The sequence below is a fragment of the Paenibacillus paludis genome (assembly GCF_042610515.1).
Taxonomy (GTDB): domain Bacteria; phylum Bacillota; class Bacilli; order Paenibacillales; family Paenibacillaceae; genus Paenibacillus_AQ.
Window position 1 is genome coordinate 420,502 of sequence record NZ_JBGJZP010000006.1, and the last position, 21,964, is coordinate 442,465.

Consider the following 21,964-nt stretch of genomic DNA (forward strand, 5'->3'; position numbering starts at 1 on the left):
TAAATAATGGGCTACTCAACCGCCGAGTTCAGAATGTTTTACCGGAAGACGGTCAAGCCTTTTTTGAAAGAAAATATTCTTTGCACCTTGCTGCTGCTCGTTAATTCCTTGCTGAATTTGTGTTTTCCCTATTTTATCAAGCTGATCATTGATGAAGGGATAGGTAAACAGAATATTCAATTAATTATTCTCTTCTCTGCAGTAATGACCGTTACGACAGCATTAAATGTGATTACCGGATATTGGATGCGGATCAGCTTTTTGAAATTGGGCCAAAAAATAACCTATAGCATTAAGAAAACCATCAACGATTGCTTTGACCGATATTCGCAGCTCTTGTTCAATAAATATAAGAACGGGGAAATGGTGTCAATTCTTGAGAACGATGTGAAAAATGTTGAAGTGCTCACCACCTATATTGTTTCCGATGTCCTCTCCAATGCGGTAACGGCGGTAGGATTATTTGTTCTTCTCTTGTCAATGAACGCTGAGATTGCCGTGGGGTCGCTATGTTTCATCTTGCTCTTCACGGTGATCCAAAAAAAGTTCGGAACCCAGACGAAGAGCAAGGCGAAGGAGGTAAGTGTCGCCAAAGGCAACATGCAATCTTTCACGCAAGAATACCTCGAAGGAATTATGGATGCGCGTATGCTGAATGCAAGCCGTGAATTCCAGACAAAGTATTTGGACACTCAGAGAGAGCTTTTCCGCAAGGAAATCGGGATGGCAAGAGTCAAGGTTCTGTCCGGATTATCAGGGAGCTTGTTTCAGAACATTTCGCTGATCCTTGTGCTGGGTTACGGGGCTGTAATGGTGTTAACCGGTCACTTGACGATCGGTAGTCTGTTTACATTAACAATCTACGTACAAAAAATGCATAGCCCCATTCTCTCATTATTCAATCTGTATATCGATGTAAAAAAAACACAGGCTTCTTTATCGCGGGTGATGGAGCTTATCGACGTACAGGAGTATGTAATCCAAAGTGGAAAGTGGACGATGAACGACAACCTGCATGGTGACGTAGATATTTCAGGTCTTTCCTTCAAATATAGCGATAATCCCGTTCTAAACAGTGTGAATATATCCATACAATCCGGGGATTCCATCGCGATTACCGGTGAGAACGGATCAGGTAAAACGACATTAATCAAGCTACTCCTCCGGCTGATGGATAACTATGAAGGGAGTATTTGTATTGACGGCAAAGATATGCGTGAATATGATCTATTCTATTTGCGCAGTCAAATCATCTGCATCAGTCAAACCCCCTTTATTTTTAATGGAACTATATTTGAGAATATTACCATGCTTAAGCAGGATATCCCTGCAGCAACGGTGAAGGAAGCGCTGAGAATGGTATGTCTGGAGGAGGATTTATCCAAAATGCCGCGAGGGCTTGATACACCAGTCGGAGCTCAGGGCGTGAGGCTCTCCGGTGGTCAGGCACAAAAGGTGGCACTTGCCAGGGCTTATTTATCGAACCCCAGTCTTATCATTCTGGATGAGCCGACTTCGGCACTGGATATTGCGGGTGAACAAATCGTTTGCCGCAATCTGTTTGCACATTTTAAGGATACGACCATAATCGCCATAACACATCGGGCAGAGCTGTTGAAATATTGTGACGCGATTTACGATATCAGGCAGTTGGGTATGTCATCCAATAAACTAACGGAGGCCAGGGATGTTGAACTACAAAGAAGTGTTCTTTTCAACGCAGGAACAAAGCAGGCTGCGGGATTACTTAGCTCTTCATAGTAATCCGGTTGTTTTAGCTCAGGAAAGTAAGGATTTATCGTTGCTTAGCCATAATGAGTCCGGGCCAAGGGTTTATTTGGTCGGGGAAAATCATGGGATAGCCGATAATGCACGTCTTAAGCTATACCTGCTGAAATATTTAGTGCGGAACGATAACGTAAAATATTTACTGCTCGAAGCGGGGTATTATGATTCACTTCGCTTCAACCGGTTTCTTGAGTCTGGACACATTGAATTGCTTGATGAAATATTTGCCTCTTATCAGGGGTATTACAGTGGAATGGAGGAGGAATATAATTTCTGGAAGCACTTATATGAATTCAGTGCTGGTCTTCCGGCCGAGCGGAAGATCAAAGTGATCGGCATCGACTCCATCAGCGGAGTTCGAAAATCTCTCGATTATATTGTGGGCTTGATCCGTGAATGCGGAGATCCACCAGAAGATATTAAAAATGTAATTGATTGTGTGGTTCAACTTCAGTCAATATATAGAGAAGAGCATATTAGTACCGAGAGTGATATTACCGGAATATGGCTTGCTTTCATGTCTAGCCTGAGGACTTGCCAGGGACAGTATGCCGGGTATTTAGGAGTTCATTTTTCTGATTTTTTAAAAGTGAGCAGTGATATGTTTACAAGAATCAAGCGCGGGATGAGCGTTACAAAATCGCGCGAAATACGGGAGAATTATATGTTTACACGGACTGCCGAGGAGATAAGGGCCAACGACAGCCGGTATAATTACTTTGGCCAATTCGGAAATTCTCATGTCGGAAGTCCATTTAACATTATTGAACCGTTTGCGAACCGCTTGAATGATTCTGATGTATCCCCAGTCCGAAATTCCGTCGTTAGAATTTGCTGTATTTATAATGATTGCGACGAACTGCTTGAGTCCGGAAACCGTTTTAAAATCAAAAAAATCAGTTATCCCGTGCCGCTGCAAGCGTTGTTTGAAGGAATATTTCCTGACGGAGCGACGGTTGTAAAACTGGACCATGAGGGATCGCCCTTTACGATGCTGAGCGGGAAAGAAGATGCCTTTCTTCGCGATTTTTATCCCGGTAACATTCAGTATTGCATTGTCATCAATGGATCGGCTGCAAGCCACCCGCTATGAGTCCGGAGGCACCTGGGAATTCTGCATGAAGAGGTGGTTAGCAATGAAGATTATGATTGTGGAAGATGATGAGACCATTCGTGAAGAATTATCAATACTGGTGTCGTTTAACGGTTACTCGGTATGCGCACCGGTCCATTTCTCCAATATCCTTGAAGAAGTCGCGTTGGAGAATCCGAATCTGATTCTGTTGGATATCAACTTACCTGGTATTGACGGTTTTAAGCTTTGCTCACTAATACGCGAGGAATCGGGCATTCCGATTATTTTTGTAACGAGCCGGAATACAGATATGGATGAATTAAACGGCATTATGAGAGGCGGAGATGATTTTATTACCAAGCCTTATAATGCTTCTATTTTGCTTGCCCGTATTACGGCATTACTCAGACGTGCGTTCCCGAACGAGAATAAAGATTATCTGTCCTGCAGGGATGTCTACTTCTATTCGGACACAGGTAAAGTCCACTATCATGGCGAGAGTGTGGAGTTGACGAAAAATGAAAGCAAGATACTAGCTTATCTGTTCAAGCATCAGGGACAAATGGTCTCCAGAGCAGATCTGGTGGAATATTTATGGGACAATCAATTGTATATTGATGACAATGCTTTAAGTGTTCATGTCACAAGGCTCCGCAGCAAGCTCAGCCAGATTGGCATCGATAACTTGATTCAGACTAAATATGGGCAAGGATACAAAGTATGAAGAAAAGCCAATATCTTAAGGATCAGCTGTTAGTGGGTGTACTGAATGTCTTTGGCATGCTGACTTTAACCTTGCTCCTGCTCACGCTCAATATTCAGTTTGAAGAGGTACTATTAATTATTCTGGTGTGGCTTGCAGGTGCAGTAATGTATAGCTTTCTTGATTACCGTGGCAAGAACAAAAGAATTAGCCGGACGGTTGCTCTTCTGGAGAAACTTGAACATAAGTATTTGTTGTCGGAAGTTATGGATGTTCCGGATACAGGTGAAGGCTTAGCTTATTTCAAAATATTGAAGGCGTGCAACAAATCTATGCTGGAAAAAGTATCGGCAACGAAACGTGAACGGAAAGAGTACAAGGATTACATTGAGCAATGGATTCATGAGGTGAAAACACCGATCGCCGCCATTCAGATTATGTGTGCCAATAATAAGTCGGAACTCTCATCGAAAGTACTTTCCGAACTGCAAAAAATCGATCTGTATGCCGAGCAGGCCCTGTACTATGCCCGCAGCGACGAAGCAGAACGCGATTTTCTGGTAAAAGAGATTTCGGTTACCGATATGGTTCATCAAGCCATCGCCGACAATAAACAGATTTTGCTCAGAAATAATGTCCATGTTGACGTAGAGTCCTCACCTCATACTGTTTACACAGACCGTAAATGGGTGGAGTTCATTCTGAAGCAGCTGATTACAAATGCCGTACAGTACCGAAATGTGCACTCTCCGGAAATTCGATTTCAAGTCGTTCCGGCTTCCAGTGGCTTGGCACTCACGGTAAAAGACAATGGTATAGGCATCAATGAGAGCGATTTACCCCGGATTTTCGACAAGGGCTTTACCGGCGAGAACGGAAGGATCCGGAAGAAATCAACGGGGATGGGCTTGTATATATGCAAGCGCTTAGGCGATAAGCTGGGAATACATCTGGAGGCGGAATCTTATCCGGGTGAAGGAACTTCTATTATCTTGGAATTTCCGAAAGGAAGCTTCACCAAAGTGTAGCGGACAGGAACTCGAATCTTTCAAAGATGAAAGATTTTAGAAAGCATTCCGGATACAATGTTTTACCTGCTCAAGGTACACTGTAGTGGAGGTGAAAAACATGAATGAGTTACTGAAAATCGAGCATGTAGAGAAATATTACGGTAATGGCCCTTCCGTTACGAAGGCGATCGATGATCTCAGCTTCGCGGTCAAACAGGGAGAATTTATTGGTATTATGGGTGCATCCGGATCGGGAAAAACAACGCTCCTGAATTGCATCTCTACAATTGATACGGTTAGTGCAGGTCACATTTATCTTTCGGAAACCGATCTGACGGAAATACCGGAAAGCGAGCTCGCGCGTTTTCGCCGGAGGAACCTCGGTTTTATATTTCAACATTTCAATTTGCTGGATACCTTGACCATTGGTGAGAACATTGCTCTTGCGCTTACGATTAACAAGACTCCCCCCCATGAAATCGATGTGCGTGTCCGGCAAATCGCCGTTCAGTTAGGCATCCATGATATTCTGCATAAATTTCCTTATCAAACATCGGGAGGGCAGCAGCAGCGCTGTGCCTGTGCGCGGGCGATGGTGAACGATCCCAAGCTTATCCTTGCCGATGAGCCGACCGGAGCGCTGGACAGCAGATCATCACAAATGCTGCTGGATACCATACAAAGCATGAACGAGCAGCTGGATGCCACAATTCTGATGGTAACCCATGACGCTTTCTCTGCGAGTTATACCAAGAGAGTGCTCTTTCTCAAAGATGGGCGGATATTTAATGAAATCTATCGCGGTAGTAAATCCAGGAAGCAGTTTTTCAATGAGATACTGGATGTGATGGCTCTGCTCGGGGGGGACCTGTTCGATGTACGCTAAAATGATCCTGCGGAATATCAAGCGCTCCAGAAAAGATTATTTGATCTATATGGTCACACTGATTTTCTGTGTCGGGCTGTTCTATGCATTTATGGCTTTATCAAGCCGTTACTATAATCCCTCACTGGGAGAAGAATTCACCTTCTCCTCGGTCCGCGGGGATATGACATTGCCTATACTGGCGATTACAGCCATTCTCTTATTTTTGATTAAATACGTAAATGACTACATGATTAAGCGGAAGCAAAAAGAATTTGCAATTCAGACCATTCTGGGCATGGAGCAAAAGACTACAGCGAAGCTTTTTTTTGTAGAGACGCTTGCCATGGGGGGAATTGCGGTTAGCCTTGGAATCATTATGGGATGTTTTCTCTCTCAATTGATTACGGCTATGCTGCTAAGCACCTATGACCAGCCCTTCAAATTCACCTTTCCTCTTTATACCGACACGCTGTTGTTCACTCTATTGTTCTTTGGTTTGGCATTTGGCCTGATCGGATGCCTGAACATCAGGTCCATTCGGAGAATCAAGATTATTGATATGCTGCATGCCGATAAGAAAACGGAAACGGATTACAAGAGCAGCGCATGGATGTCCGTCTGGGTTATTCTGGCCGCCGCCACGGCAGCATTAATGCTGTTCCGGGGGATTTATATCTTCCGGAAATTCTATTCGGACAGCTTGCCCGAAAGCCTCCAAATATCTCTGTACGGCAGCGTAATATCTCCGGCAATTATGGTCTTGTCTGTAATATATTTTGGACTCGGAAGATGCTTTTCCAAGCGGTTGGGCTTCAATGGCCTGTTGGGAACTCTGATGACTCTTGGTATTTTTAACGTGGTATTTTCTTTTCGGGTATCCCGAAGCTCTCATGTAACCGTAAGTTCAAATGTTGAGATTGCAGCCGCTTTTTTTTTCGTGGCGCTCAATGTTTGCGGCTTCTTCTACTTCCTGAACCGCTGGATAGCCTATTTGAAAGAGAAATCCCCCGGACTTACATATAACGGTGAGAATCTGTTTCTCTTTGGACAGATAATGGCCAAATTAAAAACGACATCCAAAACCATGTCCATCATTTGTCTTATACTGGCGCTGTCTCTATTTCTGTTTGCCTTGGAGCCGGTCATGACGGGGTGGATGAGCGGTCATTTGGAGAAAAAAAGCAAGTATGACGTCCAAGTGTTCAGCCAGTACAACAATATCCGATACGAGAAGAACATAGCTCAGGCCGACTATGGCTTTGTGGCCGAATTCTTAAAGCACAGGAATGTCCAGGTTGCCGGGATCCTTGAATTCACCAGCTATTTCGTTAACCGTGAGAATTTCAATAAGAGAAATAAATATCAGTTCCCCGTGTTGGCACTCTCGCTATCCGACTATAACTTTCTGCGAAGCTTGAATAATCTGGAGCCTATCCGGCTGAGCGAAGAGGAATTTACGACTCAGTGGAATGCGTTAGCAGATCCAAAAGTGATCAACGGATTCTTGAACGAGCATCGGCAGCTCCGTGCAGAGACGGCGGACCTTGTCATATCCTCAACGCCTTTTTATCAGGATGATCTGGGACCGTATTTGTATAACACCTACACTGAGGCATTATATGTGTTTCCGGATAAAGTCTGTGCGGAGCTTATGCCTGCTAATCAATTGCTCTTCATTAATACTGCAGATCCGCTGCCCTATAAGGATGCAGAACAATTGAGAACACTCTTTGATCAAACTGTTCGTACTGCTGATACTACAACAGGAAATTCAAGTGAGATCAGGCTAAGCACTCTGCAGATCAATGACAGTACGGCAGGAGGATTCACAACAAAGGCAATGCTGAACTATACAGGCGTAGTACTGCTGATTATCTGCTTCACTGTTTTGTCTTTGCAGCAGCTTTCAGACTCTTCAGATTTTAAATACAGGTTCAGCATCTTAAGAAATATGGGAATATCCGAGCGACAATTAAACCGTATTATTTTGAAGCAAATGGGGATCTGGTTCGGTACACCCGTTCTGATGGCCTTTATTATTAACATCCTTTTAATATTCTTCATGATTGACAGCTTTTACGCAGAACTGTCCGCTTATATCGGAATACAGAGTGTATTGACGAGCAGTTTTGCAGCGCTGTCTGCCGTTATAGTGCTATTGGGTTGCTATTTTATAAGTACGTGGATATTGTTTAAACGCAATATCGCATAATGATTAATGGTTGCTATGCTTTCCTAGTCGAGTTATTGTTCATCCGAAGCAGCGGTTTGTTAACTAAATTCGAAAATGAGAAGGGGAAAAGACATTGATCAGAGTAGCAATATGTGACGATGAAATCCGGATTCACGAAAGGTTGCAGCGGTACTTCTCACAGCTGCAAATCGAGACCTCTTACGATTTCAAAATCCACTTTTTCGAAGCAGCTGAAGAATTGCTTGCTTATTATAAGGATGCCGGACCATACGCTTTTCATATTGTAATTATGGATATGGAGATGAACGGGATGAGCGGTTTGGAAGCTGCAAAGACCATCCGTTCCTTTCCGGATTACGATGTCCAATTTATTTTTATCACCCATTATCCAAAGTATATGTTGAGCAGCTTTGAGGTCCAGCCATTTCAATTCTTAGTGAAGCCAATGGATTATGATCTGTTTAAGTATACATTCACTCGATTGTGCAGCTATCTGTTTGCGAACGATAGCCGCTTCGTGACCATGAAGTCGGAGAATGGCTATATTGTCTTGCGTAAGCCCGAGATCATAGCCTTAGCTAAGATCAAGCACAGCCTGCTTCAGAATAAAATCAAAGTCGTGACCATCCATCATAACTTTTGCGTGACAGGGACACTGACGGAGTGCCTGGCGAGAATCAATGAACCGTTCAAGCTGATTCACCGGTCGGTTGTCATTAATTTGGAGCATGTGCGGAGATTTACAGCCACTTCAGTCATTATGTCCAACGATGAAGAATTTCCTATAGGCCGTACCCAGGCCGGCACTGTCAAAAATGCTTTCGCTGAATTTATTGTGGGAAGTTCCAGAATATGAGCAGCCTCTTTTTATACAGCATGTTGTGGTCGACTGGAATAATAGTTGTGCAATTAGTATTGACGCATCAATATTTTAAGATAGTGTCAAATAACTGTTCAACTGGGAAATGGTTAAAGTTCACGCCTTGTTCCATTTGTGGAATATTTATTTATTTGCTGTGCTATTTCTTGTCATTTGGATATGAGACATCACTGCTGTTCTATCTCAGTATCTTTCTTATTGCGCATGCCTATATTGATTCCCTCGGACTGAGAATGTCTTATAGCGCGATTTATATTTTTGTGTGCCTAATCTTGGAGTTTGCTTCTGCATGTTGGGTTTCGGAACAGCAAATACCGGAACTGGGCATTTCGTCCGGCATAAATTATCGTCAACTCGTTTTCATCTATGCTTCACTGCCTAAACTTCTCCTGGTGCTGCTGCTCAGGATTTATAGGCATAGCCAAAGCTGCCGTATTAACAAAAGTGACTATCTGATTATGCCGGTAATTATTGTTATCAATATGTATGTAATACATCGTCTCTGTCTAGATCAGCCGCAAAGAATATCTATCTCTGTCACTGTAACTTGCATATTTCTGATTACTGTTTTCTTAATCCTGATAATCGAGCGGTTAATGAGGAATTACACATTGGAGGGCGAAAATCATCTGTTGCAGCAACACAAAGAATACTATGATGTAATTTCGAATGAATCTACCAGTTCTATTGAAGAGATCAAACGAATTGTACACGATACCAACAAGCAGTTGCTATACATACAGACATGTATTCAGGAAAAGGAGTACCACGAAGCCCTTGTGCACACGAATAAAATGCTAAGAGAGCTCAACGAATCTGATAAAAGAATTTTTACGGGGAATCTAGTAATTGACGCTTTAGTGAGCAACATGCTTAACATTGCCCAAGAAAACCATATTAACGTACAGCATGAAATCTATATTGGCGCATCAGATATCAAGATTGATCCTTATGACTTATGTATTTCTCTTGGAAATGTTCTTGATAATGCACTGGAAGCAGTGAGCCTTGTTCCTGAACAAGAAAAGAGATTCATCCGTCTGCAAATCAATTCTGCCAATCAGGTTCTGCTCATTCATGTCTCCAACTCCAGGCCAGATTGTACATGCAGCAAGAAGCACCTTACCTATAAGAATGCTAAATTCCACGGATTGGGTTTAGGTAATGTCCAGAATGTGACTTCCAAGTACGGCGGATATTTGAGGAAAATTACAAACTACAAGCAATTTGAAGTCTTTGTTGTCCTTCCGCTTAGCAGATAACAATATTTTATGAACAGCCTCCGACCGGAGGGCTAATACATACTTTTGCTTGAAAAAGAACCTAATCCAAAAGGTGGGAGACCCCCTAAAGACAATTGAAAGATGCTCAATGCCATGCTTTGGGTAGCTCGTACAGGTGCACCGTGGCGTGATATGCCAGAAAATTACGGCTCCTGGTCTTCCGTGTATACTCGGTTTCGCCGATGGCAAAAGGCCGCAGTATGGAATCGAATATTAGAAAAAGTTTCGATAGAATCTGACTTCGAGAGCGTAATGATTGATGCAACGATTGTTCGCATCCATCAGCACGGAGCTGGAGCAAAAGGGGGCAACAATTCCAGGCTATGGGACGATTAATTGCCATCATAAGCAGAGGTATTAAAAACCCGCAATACTCTTTTGCAAAAGAGTATCGCGGGTTTTTATTTTCCCCTTTATTTTTTGAACATGACTACTGTGCATCAAAAATATTAATAAATTTTTGTGTAGCTGTTGACAGAGGCATTCCTTTTTTTGTAGCTATTCCCAGACTTCTTGAGGGTATCTTTTCCGCAATCACTAACTCATATAACTGTTTGCTTTTCAATTCTTTTTGAACATAATCCTTCATAATGCAAGCAATCCCTAATCCCTTAATGGCGAATTCTACCATCAAATCCATGTTGCTTAGTTCGATTTGTGGGTCTATAGCGATTCCGTGAGAACGAAAATATTCATCAATATATTCTCGTGTACTCCCACCCTGTTGAAGGAGGATAATCGGGTAGTTTTCTGTAAGCTTTTGGATGGATAAAGATTCATCACAAAGATGTTTATACTTTTCGCCTACAACGAAACAGTCCTTCATTTGTAAGGTTTTGATAATATCAAGGTTACTTTCATCCGTATTGTAGAGATTCAAAATACCGATATCAATTTCGCCTACGTTTAATAGCCTCGCTATTTCATGACTCGAATCATCTTTTATATACATTTTGATATTTGGGTATTCACGATTATATTGGCTGATATATTGTAATAAATCGTATTTGCATACCGCACTGCATACTGATATCCGTAATTGTCCCGCCTGCATCTGCTTTAGTTCAGAAAACTTCCGCTCGGCTGTCAGCATCAGACCGTAACCCTGCTCGATGTACTGAAACATAATTTCTCCCTCAACGGTCAGTGAAACACCTTTTGCATTTCTATAAAATAACCGCCCCCCAAGTTTCTCCTCTAACTGCTTTATGGATTGACTTATTGCGGGCTGAGAGCTAAATAACTCCTTCGCAGCTTTAGAGATACTTCCCAATTTTGCAGTCGTATAAAAAATTTTATAAAGCTCTAAATTAATAGACATATAAGAATTCAGTATACCTCCTATCCAAAAATCGTATTTCACTTATATCTATTTATTCAATATAATGAGCTGAAAGAATGTAGTCAATGACTTATCCGCAAGGGAGGCGACAAATATGTCACTACTGTATTATCTGCTTTCATTTTTATCGGGGATTTCTCTAACCTTACAGGTTGGAATAAATGGACAGCTTCGCTCAAAAGTCGGAAGTCCAATTCTTTCCTCTTTCATTAGTTTTGCTGTAGGGGCATTGGGTCTTGCTCTTGTATTTTGCTATACTTTAGCAAACGGTACCTATACAATGTCGGGTGAAAATACGATTAAGGGTGTCCGTTGGTGGATGTTAACAGGTGGTCTATTTGGTGCGTTTTATATATTCACAACCATATTTGCTTCTCCTAAAATCGGATTTGCCAATATGTTCAGCCTGGTAATCTGTGGTCAAATCATTCTTGCCATTTTATTTGACCATTTCGGTCTTTTAGGAAATGATGTTCACCTAATCAACCCTTATAGAATTGTGGGTGTAGTTTTACTTGTGTCGGGCGTGTACATCATACAAAAGCATTGAATGAATTGTATCTTACATATTGGAGGGTCATCATTGGACATTACTGATTTTCAAGAGTGGGTAAAACAGTATTATCAAGACAGAGGCTGGTCGGATTTGGATATATTCATTCGTATTGGCTTTTTAGCTGAAGAAACGGGTGAGGTTGCAAGAGCTATCCGGGCACTGGAAATCGGCAGAGATCGGCCTGATGAGAGCAGAGGATCATTTGAAGAAAATAAAAGCCAATTAACGGAAGAACTTGGGGATGTGCTTGGAAATCTTATTGTTATCGCAAACAAGTATGATATTTCATTAGAGGAAATATTCCACTCCCATAAGAAAAAGCTAGCCCAAAGGTATTCATGAGCATCGTCGATAGATAAAGAAAGCTCCGAGGCTTTAGGCCATGAGCTTGCTGAACGTAACATTACCTTGATTACAGCCTGGGGGAGAACTAAGAGAAGATCGAATGACTCTCTGCAGTATTGAGGGCGTGCGATCTTTTTTTATTAAAAGATCAGAACATCGCTCATTGTTCAGATTTGCAGGTTTTTCTTCCTCAAAGAAAGCAGTCAAAAAGCCTGCACAATTGCAGGCTTTCTTAAATTGGGCAACATATATGGGCAGTCCCAGAACCATGAGAATTTATGTTAGAATTCAACTTTGGAATCCAGGCATTAATGTTTACCGGCTTCGGCCATCTATTCTATTAATGGTATGCCAGCCACCTTATACATCGTGAGTTGGTAGACATTTTCCGGGTGGTTTGAATCTCCACATTGGGGTCACAAAGCCGATCAAACCAGAAATTAACTGATGCTGCACCATAATGATGCGTCATTCTGAGGCTCAAATGGACTCTTTTAATTCCGCTGAACCACGGACTGGACAGCCCGCTGCCAGCCTGTGTAATTATTTTGGCGGGTGGCTTCATCTAGCTTGGGTTCGTATGTCTCGTACAGCGTAAGCTGGGCTGCAAGCTGCTCGGGGTCGGACCAAACACCTGTGCCGAGCCCGCCGAGATATACCGAGCCCATGGCTGACAGTTCAGCGCAGGTCGACCGAGTCACCACTTTGCCCAGGATATCGGCTTGAAATTGCATGAGCCAGACATTGGATGAAGCTCCGCCGTCGGTCCGCAGACCGAGCAGTTGAATGCCGGACTGCTGCTCCATGAATTCCACCGCGTCCCTAACTTGATAGGCAATGCTCTCCAGAGCAGCCCGGACAATATGGGCTTTGGTGGTTCCGCGGTTCATGCCAGTAATAGCCGCCCTGGCGTAAGGATCCCAATAGGGTGCACCCATTCCGACAAAAGCAGGCACAAGATAAACGCCGTCGTTCGCGGGAACACTTTCGACCAATTCCTGCATTTCCTCTAAGGTAGAGAAAAGCCCTAAATTATCCTGCGTCCATTTGATGCTATCACCTGTTGTCCGGATGATGGCTTCAAGCGCGTACGTCACCTTTCCCCCCGCCCCCCAGGCGATAGCAGTTACAAGACCGTTACCGCCATCGAGCGGGGTGTCGCCTATATTCATCAACACAGAGGTGCCGGTACCAAAGGTGGCCTTGGCACTTCCGGGCTTAAAGCAGAGATGGCCATACAATGCGCCCTGGGAATCCCCGATCACACCTGAGATCGGGACTCTTTCATTAAAAAGGCTACTGTCCGCCGTATATCCAAATATGGCATCGGACGGCTTAACCTCAGGCAGCAGGGAAGGGGGGACATCGAAAATCCGGAGAAGCTCTTCGTCCCATTCCAAGGTACGGATATTGAACAGCGAGGTGCGGCTGGCGTTCGTATAGTCGGTAGCATGTGTGCTGCCGCCGGTCAACTTCCAGATCAGCCAGCTGTCTATGGTTCCTGCGAGCAGCTTTCCTTCGGCCAGCAGTTCCGCTGCTCCTTTTGCATGCCTAATGATCCAGCTCCATTTGGTGGCGGAGAAATAAGGGTCGAGCATAAGTCCTGTTTTGGCACGGATGTTGCTTTCGTGACCCGCTTGCTTCAGCCCGGCGCATAGGTCCGCAGTACGCTGGCATTGCCAGACGATGGCATTATATACCGGCTGACCGGTTGTCTTATCCCACATCAGCGCAGTTTCCCGCTGGTTCGTGAGGGTCAGGGCAGCCAGCTCCGCTGGGTGGATGCCGGTTTGCTCCAGCACGCTGCGGGCCACCTTTATGACATTATTATAAATTTCGAGCGGGTCATGCTCTACCCAGCCGGGCTGGGGGAAATGCTGTTTATGCGCCATTCCGCTGCGGGCGATGACTGCTCCTTCAGAGTTTACCAAGAGTGCTTTGGTGCCTGAAGTGCTCTGGTCAATGGCCAAGATATATTTCTGATTGTGGTCCATATGCTTCGCCCTTTACTTGTTGATCAATTCGAGTGCGATTTGCTTGATATTGTCGCCCGTAAGGCCGTAGTGGCGGAAGACCTCCGCTGTTTTGCCGGCAATGGCCGGCTCATCCGGGATGCCGAGCACCTTCATCGGAACGGGATGATGCTGTACGACAACCTCCGCCACGGCAGCGCCAAGACCGCCGTAAATGCTGTGCTCTTCAACTGTAATAATGCGTCCGGTCTCCCGTGCCGCAGCAATTATGGCCTCTTCATCCAATGGTTTAATTGTATGCATGTTGATGACCCGTGCGGATACGCCATTTTCGGAAAGCGCCTTGGCAGCATCGAGGGCAACACGTACGGTTTCACCGGCGGCAATGATCGTAATATCGGAACCTTCCTGTACAATTACAGCCTTACCTATTTCAAACGGGTAATCGTCGGATTCGTATACGTCCTCGACCGGGTTGCGTCCGATCCGCACATATACGCCGCCGTCATATTTAACCAGCGCTTCGGTCAGCTTCTTCGTTTCGTGGCGGTCGGCGGGAAGCACAATCGCCAGTCCCGGAATGGCGCGGGCCACCGCGATGTCCTGTACGGAGTGATGGGACATGCCAAGCGCACCATAGCTTACACCGCCGCTGATCCCGATCAGCTTCACATTGGTCCGCGAATAAGCGACGTCAACCTTGATTTGCTCAATGCTGCGCATGCTCAGGAAGCAGGCGGGTGAAGTGACAAAAGGTTTCTTGCCGCTGTGGGCCAAGCCGGCGGACATGCCTACAATGTTCTGTTCTGCAATACCCACCTCGACGAATTGCTCCGGAAATGTATTGGCGAAAGGAGCCATCGCGGCAGAACCGCGTGAATCACTGGCTAGTACCATAATATCCCGGTCCCATTTGGCCAATTCCAGCAGTGTGTCACAGATGACTTGGCGGTTAGGAATCTTGTTCATTGTTATTACACCTGCCCTTTCTGTGTCAATTCCTCAATGGACGCGCTCAGCTCAGTCAGGGCCAGCGCCAGTTCCTCATCGTTTGGCACATGGTGGTGCCAGGCGGGAACATTCTCGGCGAAGGATACACCCTTTCCCTTGGTCGTATTGGCCATAATCAGCGTTGGTTTGCCGGGTACTTCCGGTACGGCGCGGAATGCCTGCAGCAGTTCTTCCATATCGTTGCCGTTGATGGAAACAACGTTCCAGCCGAAGGCAGCCCATTTCTCGTCCAGCGGGTCGAGGCCCATAACCTCTTCGGTAGTTCCGCTGATTTGAAGCCGGTTGCGGTCGATAATGCCGACCAGATTATCCAGTTTATAATGGGCGCCTGCCATGGCGGCTTCCCAGTTGGAGCCTTCGGCCTGCTCGCCGTCTCCCATCAGACAGAACACACGGTAAGACCGCCCGTCCCGCTTGGCCGCCAGTGCCATGCCGACGGAGATGGGCAGACCATGGCCGAGCGCGCCGGTATTCATCTCGATGCCGGGAACCTTGTTGTTCGGGTGGCCGATGAGGCGGGTGCCGAACTGGCTGTAGGTTTCCAGTTCTTCTCTGGGGAAGAAACCGCGGTCAGCCAGAACACACCATAGTGATTCTACAGAATGGCCTTTGCTGGCAATGAAGCGGTCACGGTCTTCCCATTTCGAATTAGCGGGATCAATATTCATAATTTCATAATATAAAGCCGTTAAAATGTCCGTGTTACTCAAAGATCCCCCAGTATGACCCGTTTTGGCGCGGTGAATAATAGTCAGCAGATCCATCCGGATTTGTGCGGCCTTGACTTTCAGTTCCTGGATTTCCATAATATCCTCCTCTTATAGATGTTAATAGAGCAGATCTTTTCTTTACACGTGAAGATTTGACTGTTTAGTGCGGGCAAGATCCGAACCCCTGAGCCAGCTTTGGATTTCCTGTTCTGTAGGGTCTACAGGGTCCGGCGTCAGGCCGGGGATATAATTGCAGGCCTCGTATATGGCCGGAATAACATTGGCATGGATGCCTACGGAATGATGAACATAAGGACCTTTGACGAGCTTTTCTTCCCACAGTGGCCAGTCATTCACTTCCACCCATACATAGGAGCCGCGGGTATAAGGGCCTTCGATGCCACGGGCTTTGCCCAGGAACATCGAGTATTCACCCTGGTCGCCGTCGAACCGGGCAATGGTCATGCCGCCGCCGCGGATTTCACCTTCATGGGTTCCTGGAGCATGGTCGTCAAAGAGGAAATGCTTACGCAGCTTCGGCTTCTGCTCCACAGAAAGCGAGACGGGGAAGTTGCCGCAATGGAAAAGCAGCTCCCCGTTGTCGTTTTCGGGGTGTCGGATGGTAATGTCCGCAAAAAAGGTTGGCAATTCATTCATGGCGGCAGCCTGCACCATAATGGAAGTAATGGCTCCATGGATGTCCGTTTCACAGGTGACTGGAATTTGTTCATCCGTCAGGATTGCATTGGCCAGACAGGGCATGATCGACAGGGCCTCCTGCAGCGAAGACCAGCACTGGATAGCGATAGCACTGCTTCCCGTCTCGCGGGCAAAGGACTTCATGGCAACCTTTAAAGCGGCGATTCGCCTTACATCATCCTCGGTCACTTCGCTGTAATCGAGCTTTTCTTTAATGTAATCCATCGTATCCAGCAGCTCGGCGCTGTTGCCGGCCGCAATTTTTCGGGTGCGGAGCTGAATATCAACAAGGGTAATCGGATGAATTTCAATGCCGAAGCGTTCAAGCAGCTCGCCCTCATTGCACATCATGGTCCAGAATGAAGCAGGACGCGGACCAATCTGGAGAATGCGCAGGCTCTTGAACTGGCGCACAACATTGGCTGCTGCGACGAAGTTGGTGAAGCCCCGCTCGAATACTGGATCATTCACCCAGCTGTTGGTTACATAAGTGAAGGGGACGTTGAATCTGCGCAGTACTTTACCTGTGGCGAAAATACCGCATTGAGTATCGCGCAGGCGCATGCCGTCTGCAAGCGGCGCTTCATCCCGCGGCCCCCAGAGCAGAACGGGCTTGCCAAGCGCTTTGCCAACGCGGGCTACAGTGTCTTCGGTGCCGAAGTTACAATGCGGAAAAAATACGGCATCGACTTCTTCCTCTTTGAACCGCTTGGCAATCAGATCGGCATTAATATGGTCGTCGTACAGCAGCCCTTCCTCGTTTAGGCCTTCCAGGTCCACAATGTCAATATCCATTCCAAAGCTCTCAATTTGCTTGCGGATTTCTACTTTGTACTTGAATGCATCCTCAGCACTGAACGTAAAACGTCGTGTTGGGGCATAACCCAACTTTAACTTCTTCATCATCATTTCTCCTCGGTATGGAATATTTCGATCCTGCTGAAATGAAAACGACAACTAAACAATATTATTTAGTTTAGTTATTTTAACTTAATTTAATATATTTTTTTATTACGACGCCATGTTAACATTGGAATTAAGCGGTGTCAATGAATAATTTAGTTTTGTTTAGTGATAATATCTAAACTTATAACTAAACAAAATGAACTTAATTCAGCTAAACATTGCATCGAATTCAGTTTCGGTGTACACTTCACGTATCACATTGTTGTGTTTGTTAACTTATTAGGAAATGGAGAATCAAGGCATGAAGATGGAAGATATCGCTAAACTGGCCAATGTATCCAAAGCAGCCGTTTCGTTGGCCTTCAGTGGCAAGCCGGGAATTGGCCCGGATACGCGAGAACGCATTCTCCAAGTAGCCTATGAAGCTGGATACAGCCCCAAGAGCAGGGAACTAGCCGTTACAAAAGCAGATAAATCGTTGCTTTTTCTTGTATGTACAAATTCAGGGATTATCCTTGAAGAATATTATCAGCAGCCATTTTTTAAAGAATTGATTCATTTTATTGAAGAACGCTGCCGGCAGAAAGGATATGCCCTGATTTTTTCAACGTTAGATGTAGAATTTTTTCAGAGGGATATCCAGGTGGTAGCCGATGAGAAACGCAGTGTCGGAACCATAGTGCTGGGCACCAATTTGACCCGTGAACAAATCAGGGATATTCATGCCAAACTGCCGAATCTGATTGTGCTCGATACCTGCTTTGAGACGTTGCCTGTACAATTCATACAAATTAATAATGTAATGGGTGCATATCAGGCCGGGGTCTATTTGTGCAACATTGGACATACCTCGATTGGCTATATCGCTTCTAATTTGCGAATTCACAATTTTGAGGAACGTAAGCGCGGCTTTATGGCGGCGCTTTCTGAGCGGGGTCTGAGGGTACCCGAGGCAGCATATTTGTCCGTAGCGCCAACTATTCTTACTTCTCAGGATGAGCTGAAACGGCAGTTGACCACCTATCTGGAGAACGGGAACAGTATGCCTACGGCCTGGTTCTGCGAATGTGACTATATAGCTATCAGCGCCATGAAGACGATGAACGAGTTGGGCATCCGGGTACCGCAGCATACTTCGGTCATTGGCTTTGATAATATTAATGAATCGCTGGTTGTCACTCCGGAGTTGACAACTATTCACGTAGATAAAGAAAGAATGGCCAGTCTGGCAGTTGATCTGCTGACTGATGCACTGTCGCAGGGCTCGCAGGGGACAAGCAAAATTATAGTGGACACCATTTTGGTGGAACGGAATTCCTGCGCGGCTCCTGCCGGTTCCGGGCTTGCGGGACAAATGCCGGACAGCTCCGGGCTGGACTAAAATCGTATTGCATTTATAAGAACAGGGGGACCTTGAATGAATTCACGCATGGTTTCGATTTTACAGTATCTGCTGGCTGCGGACATTCCTGTCAAAAGCGAGCATCTGGCAAAATTGATCCAGGTTACTTCACGCACCGTACGCAGTGACATCAGAGAGCTGGATGAGTTCCTGGCCAAGCATGGAGCATCGGTTCAACCTGTTCGCTCAAGAGGGTATGAACTGAAGATTACAGACGACAGCAGCTTTCGTATGCTGCTGCAGCAATTGTTTATGAACAATGAACCGGAAGATTCGGGATCACCTGAATACCGGCAGCTTTATTTAATCAGGCGTCTCCTGCTTGCCGGAGCGTATTTGAAGCTTGAAGAGCTGGCAGATGAGCTCTATGTCAGCAAGTCCACTGTTCAGAACGATTTCAAAGAGGTCAAGCAGACGTTGCTTGCTTATGGGATTGGTATCGACAAGCGCCCGAACTATGGCATAAAGCTGAGAGGCGATGAAGTACGGTTGCGTTTGTGCATATCTGAATTTGTGGTGAACCGCTCGGATGAAGAGCGCGCCGGAGGAATACAGGATGCGGCTCGCATTGTCTCTCCCCGCGAGATGACGCTGATACGCAGCATTATTCTGGAACAGATTCAGAAGCTTGGCGTGAGCCTGTCGGATGTTGCCTTCAGCAATCTGTCTATTCATATTGCGATCGCCTGTAAGCGGATTCGTGACGGGAACCGGGTCGCGATGCTTGTGGATGAGAAGGAAGAATTCCGGGCCGCTGAGGAATTCCAGGCCGCTGAGCAGATTGTTGCGCTGATTGAACGAGAGCTGGACTTATCTTTTCCCGAAGATGAGGTTGCCTATATAGCCATGCATCTGGCCGGCAATAAGTGGTTTGCGGGGGTCACCGGGGAAGAGAAGGAAGATGCCGGTCCCGAGAAGCTGTTGGATCGCAGGATTTATGAGCTGGGGAAGGAAATCCTTGCTGAAATTGACAGGGACCTTAACTTGAGAATCAGCAGGGATCAAGAGCTGTTGATGGGCATTTGCCTTCATTTGAAGCCGGCACTGAACCGTGTCAGATACGGGATGAGCATCCGCAATCCGATGCTTGAGCATGTGAAGAGCAACTATCCCCTGGCTTTTCAGGCAGGTGTCATCGGAGCCAAGCTAATTGAAAGTAAGCTCAATATGTTGATTCCCGAGACGGAAATGGGGTACCTGGCTATTCATATCGGTGCAGCCATGGAAAGACAGCAGATGGATATCAGGCCCAAACGTTGCCTGGTCGTATGCACTTCGGGTTTAGGCAGCGCGCGTCTGCTTTATTACAAGCTAAGGAGCAAATTCGGCGAGAGACTGGAGGTTGTGGGGACGACCGAGTTTTACAAGCTGCAGCAGGTCCCTTTGCACAACATTGATTTTGTAGTAAGCACAGTCCCCATCCCACAGCCGTTTTCTGTTCCGGTGGTTGTCGTGCAGACACTCCTGGGGGGTGGGGATATGGATAACATTAATGCTTTGCTGAATGGCGAGAAGCCGTATTCCTTCCGCTACATTATGGAGGAACTCGTGTTTCTGAGACAGAGCTTTACCACGAAGGAAGAGATCATTACTTTCCTCGGGGACAAAATGTCTGAATTCGGGCTGATCCGCTCTTCCGAAGGTTTCATCGGCCTGGTTCTGGAACGGGAAAATGCCGCACCGACAGCCTATGGGAATTTGGTGGCCATTCCCCATCCCATCATTCCGCAAAGCAACCGCACGGTATGGGCCATCTGTACACTTAAGTCTCCGATTGACTGGTCCGGCCGGCCGGTGCAATTTATCTGCCTGCTCAGTATTGACAAGAGCGGCGAAGAACCCCAGGCGAAAATGTATCAGCATCTGATGGGGCTGGTCGACGATACCGAGATTATCCAGCAAATGCTGAAATGCAAAACGTATGCGGAGTTTGCCAGAATTATTGTCAAACATAAACTGTATTGATGGACCAAGGATCTGTATGGTGTTTGACCGGGTTTTCGGTCAGGTTGCGGTGCAGATCCTTTTTATTTTTTTGGCTATGTTAAACTTTGTTGTTGATATTTGATAATTACGAACAAGTGTTCTATAATAAGGGCAATATAACTGTTCGGAGATGATTTGCCCATGGATTTAAAGGAACTGAAAAAGCTTGCTGATACGTTGGACGATAATGGTAAGCGAGAACCTATCTACTTTTTGCAGTCCCGAACCAAGGGAGTGGCACTTCCAGTTCGAGCGATTGATGAAATTCAAGAGCAGAAGCATAAAGATGGACTTGTTTGCCCGCATTACAAAAACCATTCTGTTGTTCGATTTGGAAAGTACGCTGTAAGAACACGCACTGGAGAGGTTAAACGTCAACGTTACCGTTGTAAGTCCTGTCGCCAAACATTCAATGACCTTACGAACACCCCTCTGCAACGAATGAGGCGACCTCATATGTGGGTTCGTTTTATCGAATGCATGATTGAGGGCTTTTCTCTGAGAAAATGTGCAGAGCAGTTAAACGATGAAGTCACGCATGTCACCTTGTTTTACTGGCGGCATAAGATTCTTTCCGCTCTGAAGCAGATTCCAACCGAAGCATTTCAAGATATTGTTGAAATGGACGAGACCTACTTTCTTTACTCGGAAAAGGGCAAGCGGAATATTGCCGAACGCAAGCCACGTAAACGTGGCGGCAAAGCGAAATATCGTGGTATAAGCCACGATCAAGTGTGCGTGCTGGTTGCCCGTGACCGTCAGAAAATGACTTACTCTGGCGTACTTGGGCGTGGACGTATTCGGATTACAAAATTAGACGAAGCGATTGGTGGTCATCTATCTGACTCAAACGTGTTATGCACTGATTCATGGAGGGCATTTAGCTCCTATGCGAATTCAAAAGGCATGACTCATTACCGATTCAAGTCCGACGGAAAACAACGTGTGAAAGGCGTGTACCATATCCAAATAACAAAGTATTTGCAGAATTACTTGGCGTGGTTTCGTTACTTAGACAGCAAGGAATATGAGAATACCGCATCGAATAAGAAAAATATGTTGGTCAAATCGTGCCTGTTTACTGTGACCGACACGAACACCAAACTTCGGCTTTCTGCTTATTCTTGTTAAGCTCCCTCGAAATGATTCAGTTTCCTCACCCAGACTCATGAATTCGCAGGATTTCATCCTGTAGTTAAAGTGATGAAGAGGATGATGAAGGAGCCGGTGGCA

Annotated in this window: 19 protein-coding genes; 14 read left to right on the plus strand and 5 right to left on the minus strand. The window is 45.6% G+C overall.

Annotated features, from left to right (window positions below):
• Nucleotides 1-6: 6 nt before the first annotated feature.
• The 9 genes from ACAN56_RS14895 (at nucleotide 7) to ACAN56_RS14935 (ending at nucleotide 10,137) form a co-directional block, all read left to right on the plus strand.
• On the plus strand, nucleotides 7-1,761 hold the full coding sequence (locus ACAN56_RS14895) for an ABC transporter ATP-binding protein (RefSeq protein WP_379143760.1): 1,755 nt from the start codon (nucleotides 7-9) through the stop codon (nucleotides 1,759-1,761).
• Nucleotides 1,691-2,881, plus strand: a complete 1,191-nt coding sequence (locus ACAN56_RS14900) for a hypothetical protein (protein WP_379143762.1) — start codon at nucleotides 1,691-1,693, stop codon at nucleotides 2,879-2,881. The genes ACAN56_RS14895 and ACAN56_RS14900 overlap by 71 nt, the downstream gene beginning before the upstream one ends.
• Before the next feature lie 43 nt (nucleotides 2,882-2,924).
• Nucleotides 2,925-3,587, plus strand: a complete 663-nt coding sequence (locus tag ACAN56_RS14905; protein ID WP_038595296.1) for a response regulator transcription factor — start codon at nucleotides 2,925-2,927, stop codon at nucleotides 3,585-3,587.
• A complete protein-coding gene (locus ACAN56_RS14910) occupies nucleotides 3,584-4,594 on the plus strand; it encodes a sensor histidine kinase (RefSeq protein ID WP_379143765.1) in 1,011 nt (336 codons plus the stop codon). Before ACAN56_RS14905 ends, ACAN56_RS14910 begins: the two co-directional genes overlap by 4 nt.
• A 100-nt stretch (nucleotides 4,595-4,694) precedes the next feature.
• The gene (locus tag ACAN56_RS14915) at nucleotides 4,695-5,462 is read left to right on the plus strand and encodes an ABC transporter ATP-binding protein (protein WP_339225686.1); all 768 of its coding nucleotides are present in this window, start codon (nucleotides 4,695-4,697) and stop codon (nucleotides 5,460-5,462) included.
• A complete protein-coding gene (locus ACAN56_RS14920; RefSeq protein WP_379143767.1) occupies nucleotides 5,452-7,656 on the plus strand; it encodes an FtsX-like permease family protein in 2,205 nt (734 codons plus the stop codon). Before ACAN56_RS14915 ends, ACAN56_RS14920 begins: the two co-directional genes overlap by 11 nt.
• A gap of 94 nt (nucleotides 7,657-7,750) precedes the next feature.
• Nucleotides 7,751-8,494 (plus strand): LytR/AlgR family response regulator transcription factor, encoded by a 744-nt coding sequence (locus ACAN56_RS14925; protein WP_038595291.1) that lies wholly within the window; start codon nucleotides 7,751-7,753, stop codon nucleotides 8,492-8,494.
• A 635-nt stretch (nucleotides 8,495-9,129) separates the two neighbouring features.
• Nucleotides 9,130-9,780 carry a sensor histidine kinase gene (locus ACAN56_RS14930; protein WP_179091709.1) on the plus strand — a complete coding sequence of 217 codons (651 nt, stop codon included), beginning with the start codon at nucleotides 9,130-9,132 and terminating at the stop codon, nucleotides 9,778-9,780.
• Nucleotides 9,781-9,894: 114 nt separating this feature from the next.
• On the plus strand, nucleotides 9,895-10,137 hold the full coding sequence (locus ACAN56_RS14935; RefSeq protein ID WP_379143813.1) for a transposase: 243 nt from the start codon (nucleotides 9,895-9,897) through the stop codon (nucleotides 10,135-10,137).
• Between the two features lie 94 nt (nucleotides 10,138-10,231).
• Here the strand turns inward: ACAN56_RS14935 and ACAN56_RS14940 are convergent, their stop codons facing one another.
• Nucleotides 10,232-11,122, minus strand: a complete 891-nt coding sequence (locus tag ACAN56_RS14940) for a LysR family transcriptional regulator (protein WP_379143770.1) — start codon at nucleotides 11,120-11,122, stop codon at nucleotides 10,232-10,234.
• A gap of 115 nt (nucleotides 11,123-11,237) precedes the next feature.
• Here ACAN56_RS14940 and ACAN56_RS14945 point away from each other — a divergent pair, with 115 nt between their 5' ends.
• Entirely contained in the window at nucleotides 11,238-11,693 is a 456-nt protein-coding gene (locus ACAN56_RS14945; protein WP_379143772.1) for a DMT family transporter, read from the plus strand.
• Between the two features lie 33 nt (nucleotides 11,694-11,726).
• Nucleotides 11,727-12,041 (plus strand): MazG nucleotide pyrophosphohydrolase domain-containing protein, encoded by a 315-nt coding sequence (locus ACAN56_RS14950; RefSeq protein ID WP_038595282.1) that lies wholly within the window; start codon nucleotides 11,727-11,729, stop codon nucleotides 12,039-12,041.
• 497 nt (nucleotides 12,042-12,538) lie between these two features.
• On the opposite strand, the gene glpK is transcribed toward ACAN56_RS14950, so the two are convergent.
• Genes glpK through ACAN56_RS14970 form a run of 4 tightly spaced genes read right to left on the minus strand, consistent with a single transcriptional unit; the run spans nucleotide 12,539 to nucleotide 17,340 of the window.
• The gene (glpK, locus tag ACAN56_RS14955) at nucleotides 12,539-14,038 is read right to left on the minus strand and encodes a glycerol kinase GlpK (RefSeq protein WP_379143774.1); all 1,500 of its coding nucleotides are present in this window, start codon (nucleotides 14,036-14,038) and stop codon (nucleotides 12,539-12,541) included.
• A gap of 12 nt (nucleotides 14,039-14,050) precedes the next feature.
• Entirely contained in the window at nucleotides 14,051-14,986 is a 936-nt protein-coding gene (locus tag ACAN56_RS14960; RefSeq protein WP_379143776.1) for a transketolase family protein, read from the minus strand.
• 5 nt (nucleotides 14,987-14,991) lie between these two features.
• On the minus strand, nucleotides 14,992-15,834 hold the full coding sequence (locus ACAN56_RS14965) for a transketolase (protein ID WP_038595276.1): 843 nt from the start codon (nucleotides 15,832-15,834) through the stop codon (nucleotides 14,992-14,994).
• 42 nt (nucleotides 15,835-15,876) lie between these two features.
• Entirely contained in the window at nucleotides 15,877-17,340 is a 1,464-nt protein-coding gene (locus ACAN56_RS14970; protein WP_038595274.1) for an L-fucose/L-arabinose isomerase family protein, read from the minus strand.
• A gap of 304 nt (nucleotides 17,341-17,644) precedes the next feature.
• Between ACAN56_RS14970 and ACAN56_RS14975 the strand changes: the two genes are divergently transcribed.
• The 3 genes from ACAN56_RS14975 to ACAN56_RS14985 all read left to right on the plus strand — a co-directional run bounded on the left by ACAN56_RS14975 (nucleotide 17,645) and on the right by ACAN56_RS14985 (nucleotide 21,862).
• Complete coding sequence (locus ACAN56_RS14975) at nucleotides 17,645-18,724, plus strand: LacI family DNA-binding transcriptional regulator (protein WP_379143779.1); 1,080 nt, start codon at nucleotides 17,645-17,647, stop codon at nucleotides 18,722-18,724.
• A 36-nt stretch (nucleotides 18,725-18,760) separates the two neighbouring features.
• Nucleotides 18,761-20,710, plus strand: coding sequence for a BglG family transcription antiterminator (locus ACAN56_RS14980; protein ID WP_379143781.1), 1,950 nt, complete (start codon nucleotides 18,761-18,763; stop codon nucleotides 20,708-20,710).
• A gap of 162 nt (nucleotides 20,711-20,872) precedes the next feature.
• Nucleotides 20,873-21,862 (plus strand): IS1595 family transposase, encoded by a 990-nt coding sequence (locus ACAN56_RS14985; RefSeq protein WP_379143783.1) that lies wholly within the window; start codon nucleotides 20,873-20,875, stop codon nucleotides 21,860-21,862.
• Nucleotides 21,863-21,964: the final 102 nt, after the last annotated feature.